We start from the raw sequence: 18,412 nt of genomic DNA on the forward strand, positions 1-18,412 counted from the left end.
TGCCATTGCCTATGGCGCGCGCGGCCCTATCTGTCACGCATGACTGCAACACTGCTCACCAACCGCGCGATTGTTCGCGTGTCTCCGCACGATGATGGCGAGAATGTCGCCGACTTCCTGCAAGGTTTGGTCACCAATGATGTGACAGGCGATATGCCTGTATATGCTGCATTGCTATCTCCGCAGGGTAAAACACTGTTCGATTTTATCGTGTGGCGCGATGGCGAGGAATTGCTGCTGGATTGCGAAGCAAAGCTGGCAGAGGAGTTGATAAAGCGGCTCTCGCTCTATCGATTGCGCCGGAAGATTGCGATTGCCCGCGATGATGACTTGGCGGCGCACTGGGCCAAAGACGGCACCGAAGGACAGCCCGATCCACGCCTGCCGGCGCTCGGAAATCGCTGGATTGCAGCTGCTGGCGACGCAGAAGCAGCAGACGACGCATGGCTCAAACACCGCCTCTCGCTCGGCGTACCAGAAACCCGTGCCGAATTGGGTGACATCCTTTGGCTCGAAACCAATGCGGTCGAGCTCAATGGCGTGTCTTTCGACAAAGGCTGCTATATTGGTCAGGAAAACACCGCGCGGATGAACTGGCGGTCGAAGGTCAACCGCAGGCTGGTCGTACGCCCAATCGATGAAACGGATGAGAAACGCCAGAAAGCGGCATATCCTGACCTTGGGCTGGCCGTCGATCATTTACGCGTCGCCGATCTGGACCCCGCAACCCTACCCGATTGGCAAGCGAGCGCGATTACCGCTGAGGGCTGAGACGCGCCATTGAGGTTTCGAGCATAAGCTGAGCGCGGTTTCTCGCCGCATCGGCAGGAAGGCCGAGCGACTTGGCCAGCGCTTCGCCAATCAGCGCATCACCCATGGCTATCAGAACAAGGGCATGGGTTTCTTCGTGCACACGCATGATATCGTCGTGTGTCTCGGCCTCTTCGGGCGCGATTTCGTCAACCAGTTGATGAATGGTCTCAACAATCGGGGTCAATGCATCCTCATTGCCGGTCAGGATCATCCAACTGGCAAGCGCGCCTGCACCTTCCTTGTCGAAGGCATCGAAGGCCAGATCGACCACCTCACGCGGTGAGCCAAGACCGGCACGGCTTGCCCGCACAGCATCAGCTATCGTGGCGCAAACAGTTTTCGCCAAATGACCAGCAAGGGCTTTTTGCAAACCCGCCGCTGAGCCAAAGTGATGTAGCAGATTGGCATGTGTGCGCCCGACTCGGGATGCCACAGCCTTCAGAGTCAAAGATTGGGGGCCGGTTTCGATCAACAGACCTCGCGCCGCTTCCAATGCGGCAAGGCGAGACTCTTCGGGTGACAGTCGCTTTCGAGTGCTCATTGCCAATATTCCTAATGACTTACCGGACACGAAGCAACCAATCGCCGCTCTAAGTGACGCTGATTGATCGTGCGATCATATATTGACATTAGTGTCAGTAGTAGATTACTTATAACAATGTCAGTATTAATTCGGCTACCAATCCACCTGAGGAAACTTGCATGAACGCGCACACTTCCATCGAAACACCCGAAAGCCAGAAGGTGCCAACACCCCACGATCTTGAGATTGTCGTCCGTGATGAGCGCTTCAATCGCAATGACACACCGAAGCGGTGGTGGGCCGGCGATGCGTTTGGCACGGCTTGGCACAACGCACTGTCCGCAACTTTCCCGCGTGGCGAGGCATTCTTTATCGAGGCGGTGAAGGCCCATCGCGAAGGTGCTGACCCAAAACTGGCCGAGGAGATCCGCGCATTCGTCAAGCAAGAGATCAATCATACGCGAGAGCATATTGCCTTCAACAAACTCGCCGAGAATGCTGGATATGACATAAAGGCGATTGATAAGCGCGTTGAGGAGATGCTCGCGCTAACCAAGGGACGCCCGGTCATCATCAATCTTGCCGCGACGATGGCGCTAGAACACTACACCGCGATGATGGCGCATGAATTTCTCGCCAATCCTCGGCATTTCGAGAATGCCGATCCAGAGGTCCGCGATATGTGGCGCTGGCATGCTGTTGAAGAGGTCGAGCATAAAGGCGTTGCCTACGATACCTGGAATCACGCCACCCGTGACTGGACACCATGGCGCCGGTGGAAACTGCGCAGCCTGATGATGGTCATCATCACTGGCCGCTTTTTCAAAAACCGCTGGCAGGATACGATCAATCTACTCGCGCAGGATGGCATTACCGGCTGGAAGGCACATTGGGGCCTCTTCAAGTATCTCACAGTGTCGCCCGGCATAGTCCGCAGGATTTTCCCGGCATGGCTTTCATACTTCAAGCCCGGCTTCCATCCTTGGGATCATGACGACCGTGAGCTGATCGGCAAATATGAAGGTGAGTTCCCCGACGCCCTAATGCCTGCTGAGTAGGCCGACCCAACATTCAAGTTCACCGAGTAAGGGCTTCCTCCTCCTTACCCATACGGAAGGCCCCGTTTTTATCGGCGGGGCCTTTTGTTCGACGAACACATGGTGCTGGCCAGTCAGTGTTGGCCAGTCAGTGCTGGTCAGTCAGGCGGCCTGATACATCACTGGAACTTTATCGTCATTGCCGCCGCCGTGCCGTGCCGCGGCAAGAATGATCTCGAAACACGCCACCTGATCATGCCGCCCGCGTGCCAGGCTATATGTCGGGCGAACATCACCGGTAGCCTTGAAACCTGCTTTTTCAAGAACCCGACCCGATGCAGGATTGTCGACAAAATGGGATGCAACGACGCGGCTGTAGCCGATCGCCCGCGCTACTTTGAGAACGGCGCGTGCAGCCTCTGACGCATAGCCATTGCCCCAATGTGAGCGCGCGATCCAATAGCCCATCTCGACCTCACCATTTGTGAGATCGAGCCCGATACAACCGATCAGCGCCGCGTCTGCAGCCCGCGTAACAAGGAAACGCGGAAACATCGGATTAACTGGCAGAGCAACGAACCTGCGCGCATCATCTGCGCCGTAAGGCCAGGGTGCGCTGGCCAGATTGCGCACCACACCTTCATCCGCGATTGCGGATAGAACCTGCTCCCAGTCTTCGGGCCAAGGTGGTCTCAACAGCAATCTTTCGCTGCGATGGAACATGAGCTTTCTCTCCTCATCGCCCCGCTTCGGCCTTTATCGGCCCTGCGTGACGGTTGCATTGCGACGAAAAATTATTTCGTCAGTATGTGAAGGAGAAACAAAAAAAGGGATCAGGGCTCCCTAGTATATCAGGAAAGCCCCATCTCCCTCTTTGGTTGTCAGCGATTTGCCGACTGGGACCATCCTGTTTGGACGATCCCTTTATCAAATCGTCCGGTTATTCGGCTGCTTGGGCCATCATGTCGATTGAGACATATTTGCGGCCAAGTTTGCCTTTGTGGAATCGCACAATGCCGTCATTGAGAGCGAACAGCGTGTGATCCTTGCCCATACCCACATTGGTGCCCGGGTAGAATTTCGTACCGCGCTGGCGCACGATAATATTGCCGGCGACCACTGACTGGCTGCCGAACTTTTTCACGCCAAGGCGACGGCCTGCTGAATCGCGACCGTTACGCGACGAACCGCCTGCTTTCTTATGTGCCATCGTCCGTGATCCTTACTTCTTGTCAGTCTTCTTGGCCGCTGCCTTTTTGGCAGGAGCTTTTTTCGCTGCGGGCTTTTTCGCAGCTGCTTCTTTCTTTGGTGCGGCCTTTTTGGCCGGAGCTTTCTTAGCCGCCGGCTTTTTCTCAGCTGCTTCCTTCTTAGGAGCGGCCTTTTTAGCTGCAGGCTTTTTCTCTTCAGTCTTCGGTGCCGCTTCCTTCTTTGGGGCAGCTTTCTTGGCTGGAGCCTTCTTGCCTTCACCAACATCCGTGATGCGCAGCAATGTCATCTGCTGACGGTGACCAGCCTTGCGGCGATAGTTATGGCGACGACGCTTCTTGAAGACGATCGTCTTTTCGCTCTTGGCCTGCGCGATAATTTCAGCGGAAACGCTCACTTTCGCAGCGTCAGCGATTTTGTCGCCTTCGCCAGCCAACAGAACGTCGCCCAGAACGACAGTGTCACCCGCTTCACCAGCGAGTTTTTCAACTGCAATCTTGTCTCCGGCGGCGACCCGATACTGTTTACCGCCTGTGCGCACTATTGCGAACATGGTGCTTGTCTCTCAATCAAATTGCTATGCCCGCCGCGTTTGCAACAGGCGCGTGCCGAATCCCGCCGATACGCGGTCTTCCGGAAAGATGGGTGCCGTTAAGGGAAAGGGTGCCTCAAGTCAACGGCGCTACGGGGCTTTTTTGCATCCGTGCCTTTTCAATTGTCTGGGCTATCATGCCAGCGTGCCCATGGTATGTAGCGCAGCGATGTTGAATAAACGATCACTTATCTGCTCAGTGCTTCCCATCTCGCTTCTCGCAGGGTGCGTGAGCGCTGACACATCCTACCCATCACTGGCAATCCGTGATTTTGAGCGCGCCGAGGGGCAGTTTGAGCCCGCCGAGAAACAACAACTCGATGTGCCCGAGATCATTACGAACTTCGATGGCGATCTGGAAACTCACCTCGCTGGCTTGCTGTCGCAAGCGCAAGCCGCTCATGAACGTTTCGAGAAGAACAGACAGAGCGCGCAATCGACCGTTCTTGCTGCGCGAGGCGCTAGCGTGGAAAGCAATGCATGGGCGGCTGCGCAGGTAGCGGTCGCAGACCTCGATTCGCACCGCAGCCAAACTGCGATTGTCCTGGCTGAGCTTGATACGTTATTCACCGCAGCCTCCATCCAATATGAAGATAATGCGCAGATCTCTGACACCCGCAGTCAGGTCGCTGCGCTGATTTTACAGGAAGATGCAGTGCTTAACGGACTTCGTAGGGCGCTGCGTTGATGTCCCTCGCATGTGAAACCTGCCCAATCAGAGAGAGAGCTGCGTGTGCAGTTCTGTCCGACAGCGACCGAGAAGATTTGGCTCGATCAGGACGAACCCGCAAACTCAGGCGCGGCGAAACCCTATTCTCTGCAGGCGACGACACCTCGATGTGCGCAACGCTCCAAACGGGTGCTCTCAAGATTTCACAAACCGACGCCAGTGGTGAAGAGCACATTCTGGCGCTGGTTCACCCATCCGGTTTTGTCGGAGAGATGTTTCGCCCCTTTGCACAATCAGACGTCATCGCACTGACTGACAGCGAGCTATGTCTATTCGCGGGTTCGACCATCGAACAGACGATTGACCGCCATCCCGAATTGGCCAAGGCCTTACTGCGCCGAAGCCAGGAAGATCTGCATGCTGCACGCGATCTCTTGGCGCTTACGGGCAATCATTCGGTACCGCTCACAAATTGGGTGGTTTGATCCTCGCTTTCGCGCGCGCGGCAAGCGATTCGCCATGCCATCCAGCCAGCTATTTTGAGTTGCCACTAAGTCGTGGGGAAATCGGCAACATGCTGGGTCTCGCGATTGAGACCATTAGCAGGCAGCTTTCCCGGTTCGAGAAGAAGGGAGCCATTCGCCGAACCGGCTCGCGCGGGATCGAATTGCTCGACCCCGCGCTGCTCTCCACCACGACTTAGCGACTAAGTGCTAAACTCAGACTGATCACCTTCGCGATCAGGAAACGATGGCTGCGATAGTGATGGTGGCTAGCCCCCAACACACGATTAGCACTGGCAGAATGAGCATCTGGACGGCAGCGTCTTTGCCCGAAAGCAATCCAGTATTGGTCATGATGCCGCCGTTCATGAGTTTGCTCAGAGTTTTTTGCTTTTTCTGCCCCGTCTTTGGCTCAAGACGCGCCCATAGCGCCGGCACCCCAAAACCCGCAACGATAAAAACTGCGAAAATGACCATAGGCAAAATCATGCCAGAGCTTGGAAAGCCAATCGCCATAATGGCGATGAAGCCAAGATAGAGCGCGACGGTTGCACCATACAGCGCCTTTGGCATTTCAAAGCTGCGATCAACCTCAACGGACTTGCGTTTGCTGCTCTCCGGGGCCTCGGCACGAACAACGGCTTGTTCAGCGATTTGCTCACGAGTGAGAAGTTTTGACATGATGTATGCTCCCTTGCGTTACGAGAGCTTTGTCGCGCGCTTTTGCTTAGCGCGCTTTGACTTGAGTCAAATTTCGCCGATTTTTGCGCGATTATTTCCAGCGAGCGAGGTCGGTATGGTCCCGCGCGCGCGGCTCAATCCAATGCCATCCACTACCAGAAACGTCAGTGCGCTTCTCACGCTTCCAAAACCAGGCCGCACTTTTGAGATGGTCCATCATGAAATCGACCGCCTCAATCGCCTCGCGACGATGGCGGGCGGCGGCGGCCACACAGACGATAGGTTCACCGGGCTGTAACATTCCAATGCGGTGGATGATGATCAGGCCCATCAACGCAAATCGATCGGACGCCTGATCCGCCAGAGCCTCCATGCCGGGAAGAGTTAGTGGCTCATAGTGCGTAAGTTCCAACGCCTCGACGCCAGAAGCACGAACCTGGCCAATGAAACTGGCAATCCCGCCTGCATCGGGCAATGCCTCGGCGAGCGCGTCGCATTCCATCATTGGCTTGAGCGGTTCGTTATCCAGCCGCACGACACGCATGGCCTTCAGCCGCCACTCACGGGAGGAAGCAAGGCGACCTCGTCGCCGTCCTTCGCGGCAAGAGCGCGTTTGTCGCTCAGCACTTTGCCCGCACAGGCCACGTTTACGCGGTCATCGCTAAGCTGATCAGCGACCGCTGGGCCAATTGCGTTTATCAATCCTGCCCAGTCTAGCGGCCCGTCGACCTCACGCTCCGCCTCGCCAGCGATATCCTGAAGCGGTCCCAAAAAGAGTATGCGCACGCTCATCATCCACCCGTCACGGACATATGGCGCAGCTGCGAAGGCGCTTCACCGGCTTCGGAAATTGCAAAATGATGCTTTTCAGGTTTGATGGCCAGGGCGCGGTCAAGCGCGTTATTCAAACTGGCGTCGGTGTCATCTTCGCGTAGAGCAGCGCGCAAATCCACACGTTCGCCGCCACCCAAACACGGATAAAGCTGACCAGTGGTTGTAACGCGCAATCGGTTGCAGCCATCGCAGAAATTTCCGGTCAACGGAGTGATAAGCCCCAAGCGCCCGCCGGTTTCGGTAATATCGAAATAGCGAGCTGGTCCGCCAGTACGATGATGAGAGGGTGTCAACGTCCAGCGCTCATCAAGCTGATCTTTTACAGCAGTCAGCGGCAGATAGTGATCGATCCGATCGCCATCCACTTCCCCCAGAGGCATGACTTCGATCAGAGTGACCTCATGACCTTCTCCATGCGCCCAGGCGATTAGATCGGGCAGTTCAACCTCGTTGAGGCCCCTGAGTGCAACGGTATTGAGTTTGATCGACAGACCCGCTTCTTCAGCGGCGGCGATCCCCTCCAAGACTTGCGGCAGGGCGTCGCGTCGCGTGAGTTTAGCGAACTTTGTTCGATCAAGTGTGTCGAGCGAGATATTAACTCGGCGAATTCCGGCGCTGGCCAACGCGTCTGCGTATGATGCGAGTTGTGTCGCATTGGTGGTGAGGGTGAGCTCCTCCAACCCGTCACCGATCTTGCGTCCAAGGGACTGTACGAGATCAATCATGTCGCGCCTGACCAATGGCTCCCCGCCGGTCAGCCTGATCTTGGTCACCCCGCGCGCGATGAAAGCAAGCGAGAGCCGATGCAATTCTTCAAGGCTCAGCACCTCGCGCTTTGGCAGAAACCTCATCCGCTCTGGCATGCAATAGGAACAGCGCAAATCGCAGCGATCAGTCACCGACAATCGCAGATACGTAATCCGTCGCTGAAACTGGTCAATAAGCGGGGCCGACGTCATAGGGAGATGCTTACCTTATTCGGCGGCTTCAAGATACTGCCCAGTGATACCGGGCGCGCCTTTGAGATAATCCAGGATCGGTTTAGCGTCATTGTAGTTGGTAGCAGCCACAACATTAACCCGTGTCGGCGCATATTGCCGCGCCAGATCACGCGCCATCGTTCGACGCCAGTCGCGATGATCATAGGGCGCAGATGGCAACAGGATCATTAGCCCATCGCAAGCTTCGTTGGCGATTTTTTCCGTAACGTGAGATAGATAGCGCCGTGTAAATGTTGCGGCTGCGTCCAACGCGGCGGCAGGCAATTCGTCAACAATGTGCACTATCTGCGATGTCACTCGCGCCGTTCCCGATGCAGGGTGATGCCGATCTTCTCATTGGCCTCAGCAATCGCAAGCTTGACGATCTTCACTGTAATCGCCTCAATTCGCGCGTCTTGTACAAACAGCGTCTCACACACGTGATCAGCCACCGCCTCTATCAGTTTAAAGTGAACCCCTTCTGGCAGCGCCTCAGACGCCGCGAACTTCAGATCCATGTAGTTCTTGCTCGCATCCAGCGCGGTATCCGCATCGTAGCGGTCAAGCGGCTTCAATCGCACTTTGATGGTAAAGCGTAACGGTTGGGGCTTGCCGGTTTCTTCGGAATAAATGCCGGTGAGCACATCATGCTCAAAATCGGCCACTTCAAGGATCAGCGAATCGTTCATTGCGCGCCTATACCGGATTTGACCACCTTGCGAAGATCGCGGTGGGCAGCATGCGCGCGCCCTCCCCCACTTCGCTTACCGCTAAGTCGCCATGCTCGATCGTGCCAGGGAGGTCGGCAAAGACCTCATTTAGCAGACCGCCAAGCGCCAAGCTGCTCATTCGCACTGCGTAGACGGTCAAAAACAGAAAGCGGCTGTGGGCGTCAAGCAGCCTGCGGCAATCGCGAACGAGGTCTGGCAGGCCCTCTTCCAACCGCCAGGTTTCGTTTTTGGGGCCTCGCCCAAATTTTGGCGGGTCGAGAATAATCCCATCATAACGGCGCCCGCGCCGCACCTCACGCGCTGTAAACTTTGCAGCGTCATCGACCAGCCAGCGAATGGGCTTGTCTTCCATGTCCGAAAGTGCGGAATTTTCCCGCGCCTGCGCGACCGATTTCTTGCTCGCATCGACATGCGTAACACGGTACCGTGCCTGGATAGAGCGAGCGACCCGACGCCAGTGTATCCAAACAGATTCAAAGCTTCGGCATCGCTGCGACCATCCAGTTGCGCCCTCATCCAGGCCCACACCGGTGCCATATCGGGAAAGAAAGCAAGGTGGCGAAAAGGCGTAGGCTGAGCCGTGAACGTCACCTCGTTCCAGGACACGGGCCAGCCCTGTTCAGGCAAACTATCAATTCCATGCCAACGCCCTCCGCCATCTTCATCGGCACCGGGCAGGAATTCACCATTCGCCTTCCAATCATCGCTGCGCGGTGCCCACATTGCCTGAGGTTCTGGACGGACAAAACGATAGTCGCCAAAACTCTCATACTTGCGGCCATGGCCGCTATCGAGCAGGCGATAGCCATCCCAGCCCTCGCCCACCATCAGTACAGGATCGTGACGCAGGTCAGCCATCAGGCAGAAGCGCTCGCATGATTCGTTATGTGATCGCGTACGGCATCATAGGTTCCTGGCAATTCCACATAGGATTCTTCGCGCGAAAACAGATCGCCGATCCGCGCGGGTAGCACCGGACGCACACCGGTCGCCCGTTCCACCGCATCACGGAACTTCGCCGGGTGCGCCGTTGCCAGCGTGACCATTGGGGTACCCTCAGGCAGAACGGTCTCCCGCGCCGCGTAGAGCCCAATCGCCGTATGCGGATCGATTACTTGCCCGGCTTGCTCATGTGCCCAGCGCAGCGCCTGGGCCATCGCGCTTTCGTCAGCTCTCGCACTGGTAAATAAGGTCGATGCTCCGTCGCGCTGCGCATTGGTCAGGTGCATCGCGCGCGCTTTTTCAAAGCTACGCATCTGCTCGGCCATCGCGCTGCCATCGCGGCCGCCAACATCAAACAGCAGCCTTTCGAAATTCGAACTGACCTGAATATCCATGCTCGGTGCCGCAGTGGGTGTGACTGACCCGGTAGAATAATCGCCATTGGTCAGTGCGCGGTGTAGAATGTCATTCACATTAGTTGCCACCACCAGCTGTTCAATCGGCAGCCCCATGCGCGCAGCCACATGTCCCGCAAACACATCACCGAAATTGCCAGTCGGCACGCTGAACGCGACTTTCCGCTCTGGTGCGCCAAGCTGTAACGCAGCAGCGAAATAGTACACAACCTGCGCCAGCAACCGCGCCCAATTGATCGAGTTCACCGCGCCAATGCGATACGTCGCAGTCACATCACTATCGTTGAAAATGCGCTTTACCATCGCCTGCGCATCGTCAAAACTGCCATCAATGGCGATATTGTGCACGTTCGGCGCAAGCACAGTAGTCATCTGGCATCGCTGGACATCGCTGATCCGTCCCCTGGGATGGAGCATGAAAATCTCGACCCGATCACGGCCCGCAACCGCATCGATCGCCGCGCTGCCGGTGTCACCGCTCGTCGCGCCAACGATGGTCAGATGGCTGCCGTCGCGTTCCAGAAATTCCTCAAACAACAGCCCCAACAATTGCAACGCCACATCCTTGAATGCTAGCGTCGGGCCGTGAAAGAGCTCTAGCAGCCATTGCCGCTCATCCAACTGCACCAACGGTGTGACCGCCGCATGGGCGAAACGGCCATAGGCTTTCTCGCATAGCTCCAGCAGACGGTCAGGAGACAAGCTGTCGCCTACAAATGGCTGCATCACCCGCGCAGCGAGTTGAGGATAGGGAAGACCGCGCATCGCCGCGATCTCGTCAGTCGTAAATTGCGGCCATTCACGCGGAACATAAAGCCCGCCGTCATTGGCAAGGCCAGCCAGCGTGACCCCAGCGAAATCCAGCGCCGGCGCGCTTCCTCTGGTTGAGATATATTCCATAGTGTTTGCGCGGTTAGCTGCGCGGAAGCAGGTGGGCAAGCAATCGCGAGTTTATCCGAGAGAAGTCTAGCAAGCGACGCCACCCGCACCCTCCGCCCTTCCACCCGGAGTTTGCCCCGGTAGGCTCCGGGCAGAAGGGCGGAGGGAGTGGGTGGCCAAGGCACATACTAAGACAAATCCTTGCTCCGTTTCCTCAGAGCAACAACGTAGATCACCAACGCCGTGAGCGCGAAAAAAAACCATTGTCCGGCATAGGCAAGGTGATTGTTCGGCAAGTCTTTGGGGTCGGGCTTCGCTAGTGGCTCGAGGCCTGCAACCGGCTCTGACAGCTGCAAACGAACGCCCAATTCGCCGCCCGGTGCGATAAGACCTGCCGCCTCTCCGCCATTCCAATCCGGCGCTTTGGGGTCCCGCGAAAAACCAACCTTGAATTCATTGATGCCTCGCGGTGTGTCGCACGTAATCACATGCACGAGGCCGCTTTGCCCCTGAGCATTATTGCCAGCAATCGAAGTAGCGCCGCGTACTTCGGAGCATTCCAAGGATGAGCGTCGGAAAAATACGGCATCATCCGGCTCTTCGCCTGACGCGACCCGCGATGTATCAGGAAAAACGACCACATCGGGATTAGCTAGCGCCGCCTCATACTTGGCGATGAGTGCCTCTTTTTCGTCCGCACGGCCTAGCTGCCATACGCCCAGCGCGATCATTGTCGCGATTGCCGCCGCAACCAGGATCGTCGGAATGATTGGAATGTCGCGCATATTCATAAGTCCGACTTATCCCGCTCCGCTTCAAAACGCGCATAGAGCAATACGGTCTTCAGCAACCGAACACTGCCCAAAACCGCGCCGATGGTCAGGGGTATCCAGATGATCGCATGCAGCCACAGCGGAGGCCGCAAGGCCTCATCGACCCACCATGCCAATCCGATCAAGATCGCAGCAATGAGCAGAGTCAGAACCCCAGCCAAACGGGCGCCGCGTTCCAGCTTGCCAAACTCCAGCCCACAGATTGTGCAGCGATTAGCAACCTCCAAAGGCGCATCGAACAAAGTTCGCGATGCGCATTGAGGGCAACAACCGAAAAGGGCAGCCTCCACGATCGAGGGCTGCCCTTTCTGAGAGTGTGAACTGTCGTCAGTCACAGGTACATAATGGGTCAGATCGCTTCTGCGCCCCAACCGCCCCAGACATAAACGGCGATGAACAGGAATAGCCATACCACGTCGACGAAGTGCCAATACCACGCAGCAGCTTCAAAACCGAAATGCTGCTTCGGAGTAAAGTGGCCCGCATAGGCCCGCACCAGACAAACAGCGAGGAAGATCGTGCCCACCAAAACGTGGAAACCGTGGAAGCCAGTCGCCATATAGAAAGCTGAGCTGTAGGTGTTCTGACCGAATACGAACGGCGCGTGGCTATACTCATATGCCTGCACCATGCTAAACACGACGCCAAGCGCGATGGTCGCCCAAAGGCCTTTCTTGAGGCCCTCTCGATCACCATGGATTAGGGCATGGTGCGCCCAGGTTACGGTGGTGCCCGAGCACAGCAAGATCAGCGTGTTGAGCAGCGGAAGTGAGAAGGCATTCAGTACCTTCATACCTTCAGGCACCAGCGTACCCAAAGCCGTCTCGCCTTCGGAAATGAACCGGTTTGTGGTTAGCTGTTCGCCATCGATAAAGCTAACTTCGAGCGGTGCAGGAAACAGAGCGAAGTCGAACCAGCTCCAGAACCACCCGACGAAGAACATCACCTCCGAGGCGATGAACAGGATCATGCCATAACGCATGTGAAGCTGAACCACCGGCGTGTGATCGCCGCGCTCCGCCTCTTTCACAACATTGCTGAACCACGCAAAGAATGTCGCAATGAGACCAGCAATGCCCAGTCCCAGCACCAGATGCGCCGATGCCATTTCGTGCATGTACAGCACCATGCCGCTGGTAAAGGTCAGCGCCGAGATCGAGCCGATCAGCGGCCAGATATCGGGTTCAAGAATGTGATAGTCGTGATTGACGTTGCCAGCCATGGGTTACCCCGTCCTCTTAAAATTCTTCGCTACGTCTTTAGAGCGCAGCGCGTACATAATCTAGGCCTTATCAGCCCGGTTTAACTTTCTTCTGCGGAAGCCTAAGGCACTGCAGCAGCCTGATTCATTTCCGGTTGTTCAGGCGCCCGGTGGAAGGTGTAAGACAGAGTAATCTGTTCCACATCCTTCGCGTTATCATCCTCTAAAATCGCCGGATCGACGTAATACAGCACAGGCATGCGGATTTCTTCGCCGGGCTGCAGAGTTTGCTCTGTAAAGCAGAAGCACTGGATCTTGTTGAAATAGCGTCCAGTTTGTTCCGGTTCGACGTTGAATGTCGCGGTCCCGGTGATCGGGACATCGCTGTTATTCTTCGCGATGTAGAATGCCATATCGCGCTGACCGATGCGAACCGAGTCTGTTGATTGCTCAGGTCGGAAAGTCCACGGGACCTCGCGCGATGTGCTCGCATCAAAACGGATAGAAATCGGCGGCGCGCCCGCGAGCGCAGCCTGCTGTTCCGCCAGGGCAGCTTCGCCTTCGGTTGCCTGCTGCGTCGTCCCGCCAAAGCCGGTAACACGGCAAAACAGATCGTATAGCGGCACCGCCGCATAGCCCATGCCTAACATTGCGAGCGCGCCAATAATAGCGAAGGCGCCGGTGCGGGTATTGCGTTCATCCATAGAGGCGTCGGTGGTCGGAGCAGTCGCCATGCTATTGGGCTCCAATCCGCGCAATTGTGATGAGGTAGAACAAAATCACTGCACCAATCAGCAAGCCACCCATCACAAGGTTGCGGCTCTTTTGACGGCGTTTAAACTCGGCTTCTTCCTCTGGGGTCATCATGCAATACCATTCTGACGCATCACCGCGTCAACCACCAAAGCCGCGAACAATGCAAACAGGTACAGAATGCTGAATGCAAAGAGCCGCTTTTCCGGCTTCATCCTATCGTGCTCGACAGATTGCCGAAATGCGACCGGAACTGAAAGCGCAACGAATGCACTGCTCAGCGCAAGCGCTGCAAGCCCGTAGAACGCCCCAGCTCCGCCGATGAACCATGGTGCGACCGCGACAGGCAGCAAGAGCACCGAATAGATTAGTATCTGCGTGCGCGTAGACTTCTCACCGCGCGCGACTGGCATCATAGGGATACCGACTTTCTCGTAGTCGATCTTCACGAACAGCGCGAGCGCCCAGAAGTGCGGCGGCGTCCACATGAAGATGATCGCGAAGAGCAAGATCGGCATCGCTGTGACCTCGCCGGTCACAGCAACCCAACCGATCAACGGTGGAAATGCGCCCGCACCGCCACCAATAACAATGTTTTGCGGAGTGCGTGGTTTCAGCCAAATTGTGTAGATAACGGCGTAATAGACAATCGAAAAGGCGAGGATGCCCGCCGCGAGCCAGCCCACGGCTAGGCCCATGATCCCAACCGAAAATGCCGATAGAGCAATGCCAAAGTCGCGCGCATCGTCAGGGCGAAGTCTACCAGACGGCAATGGACGCGCCTGAGTACGCTTCATGCCCGCATCAATGTCTGCTTCCCACCACATATTCAAAGCGGTCGCGCCCCCGGCACCCAGTGCGATGCACAGGATCGCGCTGAAACCGAGGATTGGGTTGATGCTACCAGGGGCTGCGAGCAAACCGCATAGGCCCGTGAAAATCACCAGCGTCATGACACGCGGCTTCGTCAGCGCGAAGAAGTCGCGCCAATCAGCCGGAAGTGTCTGCGTCGTGGTGCCGGTCATTTCCATCTAGCTCTGGCCGATTGGCCAACTCTCTCAATATGCGGAAGGCGCACCTGAACGGCGCGCCCTCCCAATTTATTTCACTCCTGAAGCGCCCATCCCATAACGCCTCAATTGCTTAAACAGCTTACGCAGTCGCCGGTTCGCCATCACGCGGCATGTGATCGTGATAATCGTGATGATCTTCGATCACAGGCAGCGTTTCGAACTGGTGGAATGGCGGCGGGCTCGACAAAGTCCACTCGAGCGTGGTCGCGCCTTCACCCCAAGGGTTATCTCCAGCCTTGCGGCCTGCAACAAATGCGTAGGCAAGGTTCACGAAGAAGATCACCATTGAGAGCGCCATAATGGCATAACCAAAGGTGCTGACCTCGTTCCAGAAAGTGTACGCCTCTGCATAGTCAGGATAACGACGCGGCATACCTTGCATGCCCAAGAAATGCTGAGGGAAGAAGATGATGTTCACGCCGATGAAGAATACCCAGAAATGCAGGTGCGACAGCAGCTCGGAGTGCATCTTGCCGCTCATTTTCGGGAACCAGTAGTAGAAGCCCGCGAACAGCGAAAACACAGCACCCATCGACAGCACGTAGTGGAAGTGCGCGACCACATAGTATGTGTCATGCAGGTTATCGTCGATGCCGCCATTGGCGAGCACAACGCCAGTCACACCGCCAACGGTGAATAGGAAGATGAAACCGAGCGCCCAAACCATTGGCGATTTGAATTCAAGTGAACCGCCCCACATCGTGGCGACCCAGCTGAATATCTTCACGCCGGTTGGAACCGCGATGACCATAGTCGCAGCGGTGAAGTACATCTTCGTATTCACGTCGAGACCGACAGTGTACATGTGGTGCGCCCAGACGATGAAGCCAACCACGCCAATCGCAACCATCGCATAAGCCATGCCGAGATAGCCAAACACAGGTTTACGACTGAAGGTCGCGACAATCTGGCTGACCATTCCGAAGCCCGGCAGGATCATAATGTACACTTCTGGGTGACCGAAGAACCAGAACAAGTGCTGATAAAGAACAGGGTCACCGCCGCCAGCAGGATCAAAGAATGTCGTGCCGAAGTTGCGGTCCGTCAGCAGCATTGTGATAGCTGCAGCGAGCACTGGCAGCGCCAGCAGCAGCAGGAACGCTGTGACCAGAACCGACCATACGAAGAGCGGCATTTTGTGCAGCGTCATGCCCGGCGCACGCATGTTGAAAATGGTAGTGATAAAGTTCGTCGCACCAAGGATCGAGCCAGCGCCCGCAAGGTGGAGCGAGAAGATTGCGAAATCGACTGCCGGACCAACCGAACCGGTGGTTGAAAGCGGTGCATAAACCGTCCAGCCAACGCCCGCACCCGGTCCTGTACCACCCGGCACAAAGAGCGACAAGAGCAAGCTCACAAAGCCAGCAACGGTCAGCCAGAACGAAATGTTGTTCATGCGCGGGAACGCCATGTCCGGAGCGCCAATCATAAGCGGCACAAACCAGTTACCAAAGCCGCCAATCATCGCAGGCATGACCATAAAGAAAACCATGATCAGGCCGTGCGCGGTGATAAAGACGTTCCACATATGTAGCGAAGCATTGAGATCGCCTGCCTCGGCACCCATAAACTCAGCCCACCAGCCGAGATATTGAATGCCCGGAGCCGCAAGCTCCATCCGCATAATGCCAGAAATCGCACCGCCGATGATACCCGCACAAATCGCGAAAATCAGATATAGCGTACCGATATCTTTGTGGTTGGTTGACATAAACCAACGGGCGAAAAAGCCGGGCTTGTGATCCGCATCATGGGCGTGATCATCAGCGTGGGCCTGGAACTGTTCAGCGGTGGTAGCCATCGTGATCTGTCTCTCTCGTCGGCGTAAAATCAAGTAGTTTCTAGAGCGTCTTGCGCAGCTTCTGCGCCGTCTTCGTTTGCTTCCGGCGAGGCCTCAAGCTCGACACCATCCATAGTGTCATCCGCATCAGCGCCATCTGCAGCACCATCTGCACCGGGCATTGAGCCACCATTTTCGCGGACCCATACCGCAAACTCCTCCATCGGCAGCGCCTCGACAGTGATCGGCATGTAGGCGTGACGTGCGCCGCACAGCTCTGAGCACTGACCATAATATACACCAGGTTCCTCGATAACGAGAAGACGTTCGTTCAAGCGGCCCGGAACAGCATCAATCTTAAACCACAGGCTTGGCACGGCAAAAGCATGGATCACATCAGCAGCAGTTGTCTGGATACGCAGCGGGACACCGGCAGGCACCACCATGCGATTATCCACGGCCATCTGGTAAGGCTCACCACGCGCATTTGCGGTCTCCTCATCCATCATGTTTGAGACCACCTCAAATTCGCCGTGATCGGGATAAGTATAGGTCCAATACCACTGATAGCCGGTCGCCTTGATCGTCACCGCATCTTCTGGCGGTGTCTCATACTGGCGGGCAAGCAGAGAAATTGAAGGCACCGCGATAACCACCAGAATGATAACCGGAACAGCGGTCCACACAACCTCGATAAAGGTATTGTGCGTTGTCTTCGATGGTGTCGGATTTGCCGCCTTGCGATAGCGAACAACCACCCACAGCAGCAGACCCAGAACAAACAGGCTGATGACTGTGATAATCGGAAGCAGAACGACATCGTGCATCCACAGCGCGTACCGACCATCGGCGGTATACTGATCCTGGAAAGTCAGGCTCTTCAGCGCATCGTCTTCATATGCGGTCGGCATGCCCTTACCCTCGGTCGGGGCCATCGGCACATACGCACCCTCGCTCGCGACTTCTGCCTCTACTGCACCTGCATCGGCGGGACCTTCATCACCAACTGTGACCGCATCGACAGGGGCTGCCTCCTGAGCATATGCTGCATTGTTCAAGGATGCCAATGCCAGTGCGGCGCTCATCACAGCGATTGCGGCCAAAAGGCGATATTGGATAGCTGAGATCGTTTTAGAGATGCTCATATGTAGTCTGCTGTCACTCTCTTACTCGGGCAGGATAGCCCAGAATTTGGCGTGCTCACGAATTGTATAAAGACATGCAACCCACGCCATCTTTCCGGTGCCCTATAACAGTGTTGCCAGATGCCTCAAGTCAATGGCGGAGAAAAATACGCAACCTTGCTTGTTCAAGATTCATGCATCTTGCCGCAACTGGTGCACAATCCGCTTGCACTATCTCGCGCAACTCGCTTTGGAAGACCGTATGACAGACGAAGATATTCTCTCGGAATTTCGTGCCAGCGAAGCGTTGCTGGAGGGGCACTTCAAACTCTCCTCTGGGAGGCATAGTGGGCATTACTTGCAATGTGCACGGGTACTGATGAACCCTGATCGGGCTGGGCGACTCGCCCGCGCTCTGGCACAGAAAATCCCGCGCGAGATCCGCAGCGAGATCGACACCGTAGTGAGCCCTGCCATGGGAGGCATCATTATCGGCCACGAAATGGGTCGTGCGCTCGAGAAAGACGCTTTGTTTCTCGAACGCCCCGATGGGGAATTTCATTTGCGTCGCGGTTTTCGTCTTGAGCCAGGTGCAAAGGTTCTGATGGTTGAAGATGTCGTGACCACTGGGCTTTCGAGTCGCGAAGCCATAGCCGCCGTTGCAGCAGAGGGCGGAGAAGTCATCGCGGAAGTATCTCTAGTTGATCGATCTGCTGGCGAAGCGGATTTGGGCGTGCCCTTCTTCCCTCTGATTGAACTCACCTTCCCCAGCTTTGCCGATGACGAGATACCAGAAGAACTGGCCGCGATCCCGGTAACCAAGCCAGGTAGCCGAAGTTAG

24 protein-coding genes and 1 pseudogene are annotated in these 18,412 nt (G+C 56.2%); 6 read left to right on the top strand and 19 right to left on the bottom strand.

Translation table 11 applies throughout. From position 1 onward, the window contains the following. Positions 1-39: 39 nt before the first annotated feature. Positions 40-771, top strand: coding sequence for a CAF17-like 4Fe-4S cluster assembly/insertion protein YgfZ (gene ygfZ, locus ACZ1GM_RS11695; RefSeq protein WP_472676605.1), 732 nt, complete (start codon positions 40-42; stop codon positions 769-771). Here the strand turns inward: ygfZ and ACZ1GM_RS11700 are convergent. After that, on the bottom strand, positions 755-1,354 hold the full coding sequence (locus ACZ1GM_RS11700) for a TetR/AcrR family transcriptional regulator (RefSeq protein ID WP_472676606.1): 600 nt from the start codon (positions 1,352-1,354) through the stop codon (positions 755-757). The two genes, ygfZ and ACZ1GM_RS11700, sit on opposite strands and share 17 nt — an antisense overlap. Before the next feature lie 161 nt (positions 1,355-1,515). Between ACZ1GM_RS11700 and ACZ1GM_RS11705 the strand changes: the two genes are divergently transcribed. Then, complete coding sequence (locus ACZ1GM_RS11705) at positions 1,516-2,394, top strand: metal-dependent hydrolase (protein WP_472676607.1); 879 nt, start codon at positions 1,516-1,518, stop codon at positions 2,392-2,394. A gap of 141 nt (positions 2,395-2,535) precedes the next feature. Here ACZ1GM_RS11705 and ACZ1GM_RS11710 read toward each other — a convergent pair whose 3' ends face one another. From ACZ1GM_RS11710 to rplU, 3 genes are all read right to left on the bottom strand, one after another. Then, positions 2,536-3,096 (bottom strand): GNAT family N-acetyltransferase, encoded by a 561-nt coding sequence (locus tag ACZ1GM_RS11710; RefSeq protein ID WP_472676608.1) that lies wholly within the window; start codon positions 3,094-3,096, stop codon positions 2,536-2,538. Between the two features lie 217 nt (positions 3,097-3,313). Then, the gene (rpmA, locus tag ACZ1GM_RS11715) at positions 3,314-3,583 is read right to left on the bottom strand and encodes a 50S ribosomal protein L27 (protein ID WP_472676609.1); all 270 of its coding nucleotides are present in this window, start codon (positions 3,581-3,583) and stop codon (positions 3,314-3,316) included. A 12-nt stretch (positions 3,584-3,595) separates the two neighbouring features. Continuing rightward, a complete protein-coding gene (gene rplU, locus ACZ1GM_RS11720) occupies positions 3,596-4,132 on the bottom strand; it encodes a 50S ribosomal protein L21 (protein WP_472676610.1) in 537 nt (178 codons plus the stop codon). A gap of 268 nt (positions 4,133-4,400) precedes the next feature. On the opposite strand from rplU, the gene ACZ1GM_RS11725 reads away from it, so the two are divergent. The 3 genes from ACZ1GM_RS11725 (at position 4,401) to ACZ1GM_RS11735 (ending at position 5,544) form a co-directional block, all read left to right on the top strand. Continuing rightward, positions 4,401-4,859, top strand: coding sequence for a hypothetical protein (locus tag ACZ1GM_RS11725; RefSeq protein ID WP_472676611.1), 459 nt, complete (start codon positions 4,401-4,403; stop codon positions 4,857-4,859). A gap of 149 nt (positions 4,860-5,008) precedes the next feature. Continuing rightward, the gene (locus ACZ1GM_RS11730) at positions 5,009-5,326 is read left to right on the top strand and encodes a Crp/Fnr family transcriptional regulator (protein WP_472676612.1); all 318 of its coding nucleotides are present in this window, start codon (positions 5,009-5,011) and stop codon (positions 5,324-5,326) included. Continuing rightward, positions 5,323-5,544, top strand: coding sequence for a helix-turn-helix domain-containing protein (locus ACZ1GM_RS11735; protein WP_472678561.1), 222 nt, complete (start codon positions 5,323-5,325; stop codon positions 5,542-5,544). Before ACZ1GM_RS11730 ends, ACZ1GM_RS11735 begins: the two co-directional genes overlap by 4 nt. A 37-nt stretch (positions 5,545-5,581) precedes the next feature. Here ACZ1GM_RS11735 and ACZ1GM_RS11740 read toward each other — a convergent pair whose 3' ends face one another. From ACZ1GM_RS11740 to coxB, 15 genes and pseudogenes are all read right to left on the bottom strand, one after another. Continuing rightward, positions 5,582-6,025, bottom strand: a complete 444-nt coding sequence (locus tag ACZ1GM_RS11740) for a hypothetical protein (protein WP_472676613.1) — start codon at positions 6,023-6,025, stop codon at positions 5,582-5,584. A 91-nt stretch (positions 6,026-6,116) separates the two neighbouring features. Continuing rightward, positions 6,117-6,569 carry a molybdenum cofactor biosynthesis protein MoaE gene (locus ACZ1GM_RS11745; protein WP_472676614.1) on the bottom strand — a complete coding sequence of 151 codons (453 nt, stop codon included), beginning with the start codon at positions 6,567-6,569 and terminating at the stop codon, positions 6,117-6,119. A gap of 5 nt (positions 6,570-6,574) precedes the next feature. Beyond that, on the bottom strand, positions 6,575-6,817 hold the full coding sequence (locus ACZ1GM_RS11750; RefSeq protein WP_472678562.1) for a MoaD/ThiS family protein: 243 nt from the start codon (positions 6,815-6,817) through the stop codon (positions 6,575-6,577). Continuing rightward, positions 6,817-7,818 carry a GTP 3',8-cyclase MoaA gene (gene moaA / locus ACZ1GM_RS11755; RefSeq protein ID WP_472676615.1) on the bottom strand — a complete coding sequence of 334 codons (1,002 nt, stop codon included), beginning with the start codon at positions 7,816-7,818 and terminating at the stop codon, positions 6,817-6,819. The genes ACZ1GM_RS11750 and moaA overlap by 1 nt, the downstream gene beginning before the upstream one ends. 15 nt (positions 7,819-7,833) lie before the next feature. Continuing rightward, positions 7,834-8,157, bottom strand: coding sequence for a Rossmann fold domain-containing protein (locus tag ACZ1GM_RS11760; RefSeq protein ID WP_472676616.1), 324 nt, complete (start codon positions 8,155-8,157; stop codon positions 7,834-7,836). Then, entirely contained in the window at positions 8,154-8,528 is a 375-nt protein-coding gene (locus ACZ1GM_RS11765; protein ID WP_472676617.1) for a dihydroneopterin aldolase, read from the bottom strand. Before ACZ1GM_RS11765 ends, ACZ1GM_RS11760 begins: the two co-directional genes overlap by 4 nt. A 7-nt stretch (positions 8,529-8,535) precedes the next feature. Further along, positions 8,536-9,428, bottom strand: a pseudogene (locus ACZ1GM_RS11770) (RsmD family RNA methyltransferase). Beyond that, the gene (gene thrC / locus ACZ1GM_RS11775) at positions 9,428-10,828 is read right to left on the bottom strand and encodes a threonine synthase (RefSeq protein ID WP_472676618.1); all 1,401 of its coding nucleotides are present in this window, start codon (positions 10,826-10,828) and stop codon (positions 9,428-9,430) included. The pseudogene ACZ1GM_RS11770 and the gene thrC overlap by 1 nt, the downstream one beginning before the upstream one ends. Before the next feature lie 167 nt (positions 10,829-10,995). Beyond that, positions 10,996-11,592 (bottom strand): SURF1 family protein, encoded by a 597-nt coding sequence (locus ACZ1GM_RS11780; protein ID WP_472676619.1) that lies wholly within the window; start codon positions 11,590-11,592, stop codon positions 10,996-10,998. Between the two features lie 2 nt (positions 11,593-11,594). Beyond that, positions 11,595-11,930, bottom strand: a complete 336-nt coding sequence (locus tag ACZ1GM_RS11785) for a DUF983 domain-containing protein (RefSeq protein WP_472676620.1) — start codon at positions 11,928-11,930, stop codon at positions 11,595-11,597. 59 nt (positions 11,931-11,989) lie between these two features. After that, complete coding sequence (locus tag ACZ1GM_RS11790; RefSeq protein WP_472676621.1) at positions 11,990-12,862, bottom strand: cytochrome c oxidase subunit 3; 873 nt, start codon at positions 12,860-12,862, stop codon at positions 11,990-11,992. 101 nt (positions 12,863-12,963) lie between these two features. Continuing rightward, positions 12,964-13,575 carry a cytochrome c oxidase assembly protein gene (locus tag ACZ1GM_RS11795; RefSeq protein WP_472676622.1) on the bottom strand — a complete coding sequence of 204 codons (612 nt, stop codon included), beginning with the start codon at positions 13,573-13,575 and terminating at the stop codon, positions 12,964-12,966. Between the two features lie 129 nt (positions 13,576-13,704). After that, positions 13,705-14,619, bottom strand: a complete 915-nt coding sequence (locus ACZ1GM_RS11800; protein WP_472676623.1) for a heme o synthase — start codon at positions 14,617-14,619, stop codon at positions 13,705-13,707. Positions 14,620-14,746: 127 nt separating this feature from the next. Further along, positions 14,747-16,468: a cytochrome c oxidase subunit I gene (ctaD, locus tag ACZ1GM_RS11805; protein WP_472676624.1), complete on the bottom strand. Its 1,722-nt coding sequence runs from the start codon at positions 16,466-16,468 to the stop codon at positions 14,747-14,749. 29 nt (positions 16,469-16,497) lie between these two features. Beyond that, entirely contained in the window at positions 16,498-17,592 is a 1,095-nt protein-coding gene (coxB, locus tag ACZ1GM_RS11810; protein WP_472676625.1) for a cytochrome c oxidase subunit II, read from the bottom strand. A 241-nt stretch (positions 17,593-17,833) separates the two neighbouring features. Here coxB and pyrE point away from each other — a divergent pair, with 241 nt between their 5' ends. After that, positions 17,834-18,412, top strand: coding sequence for an orotate phosphoribosyltransferase (pyrE, locus tag ACZ1GM_RS11815; protein WP_472676626.1), 579 nt, complete (start codon positions 17,834-17,836; stop codon positions 18,410-18,412).

This window comes from Qipengyuania sp. JB2-7 (assembly GCF_055693485.1).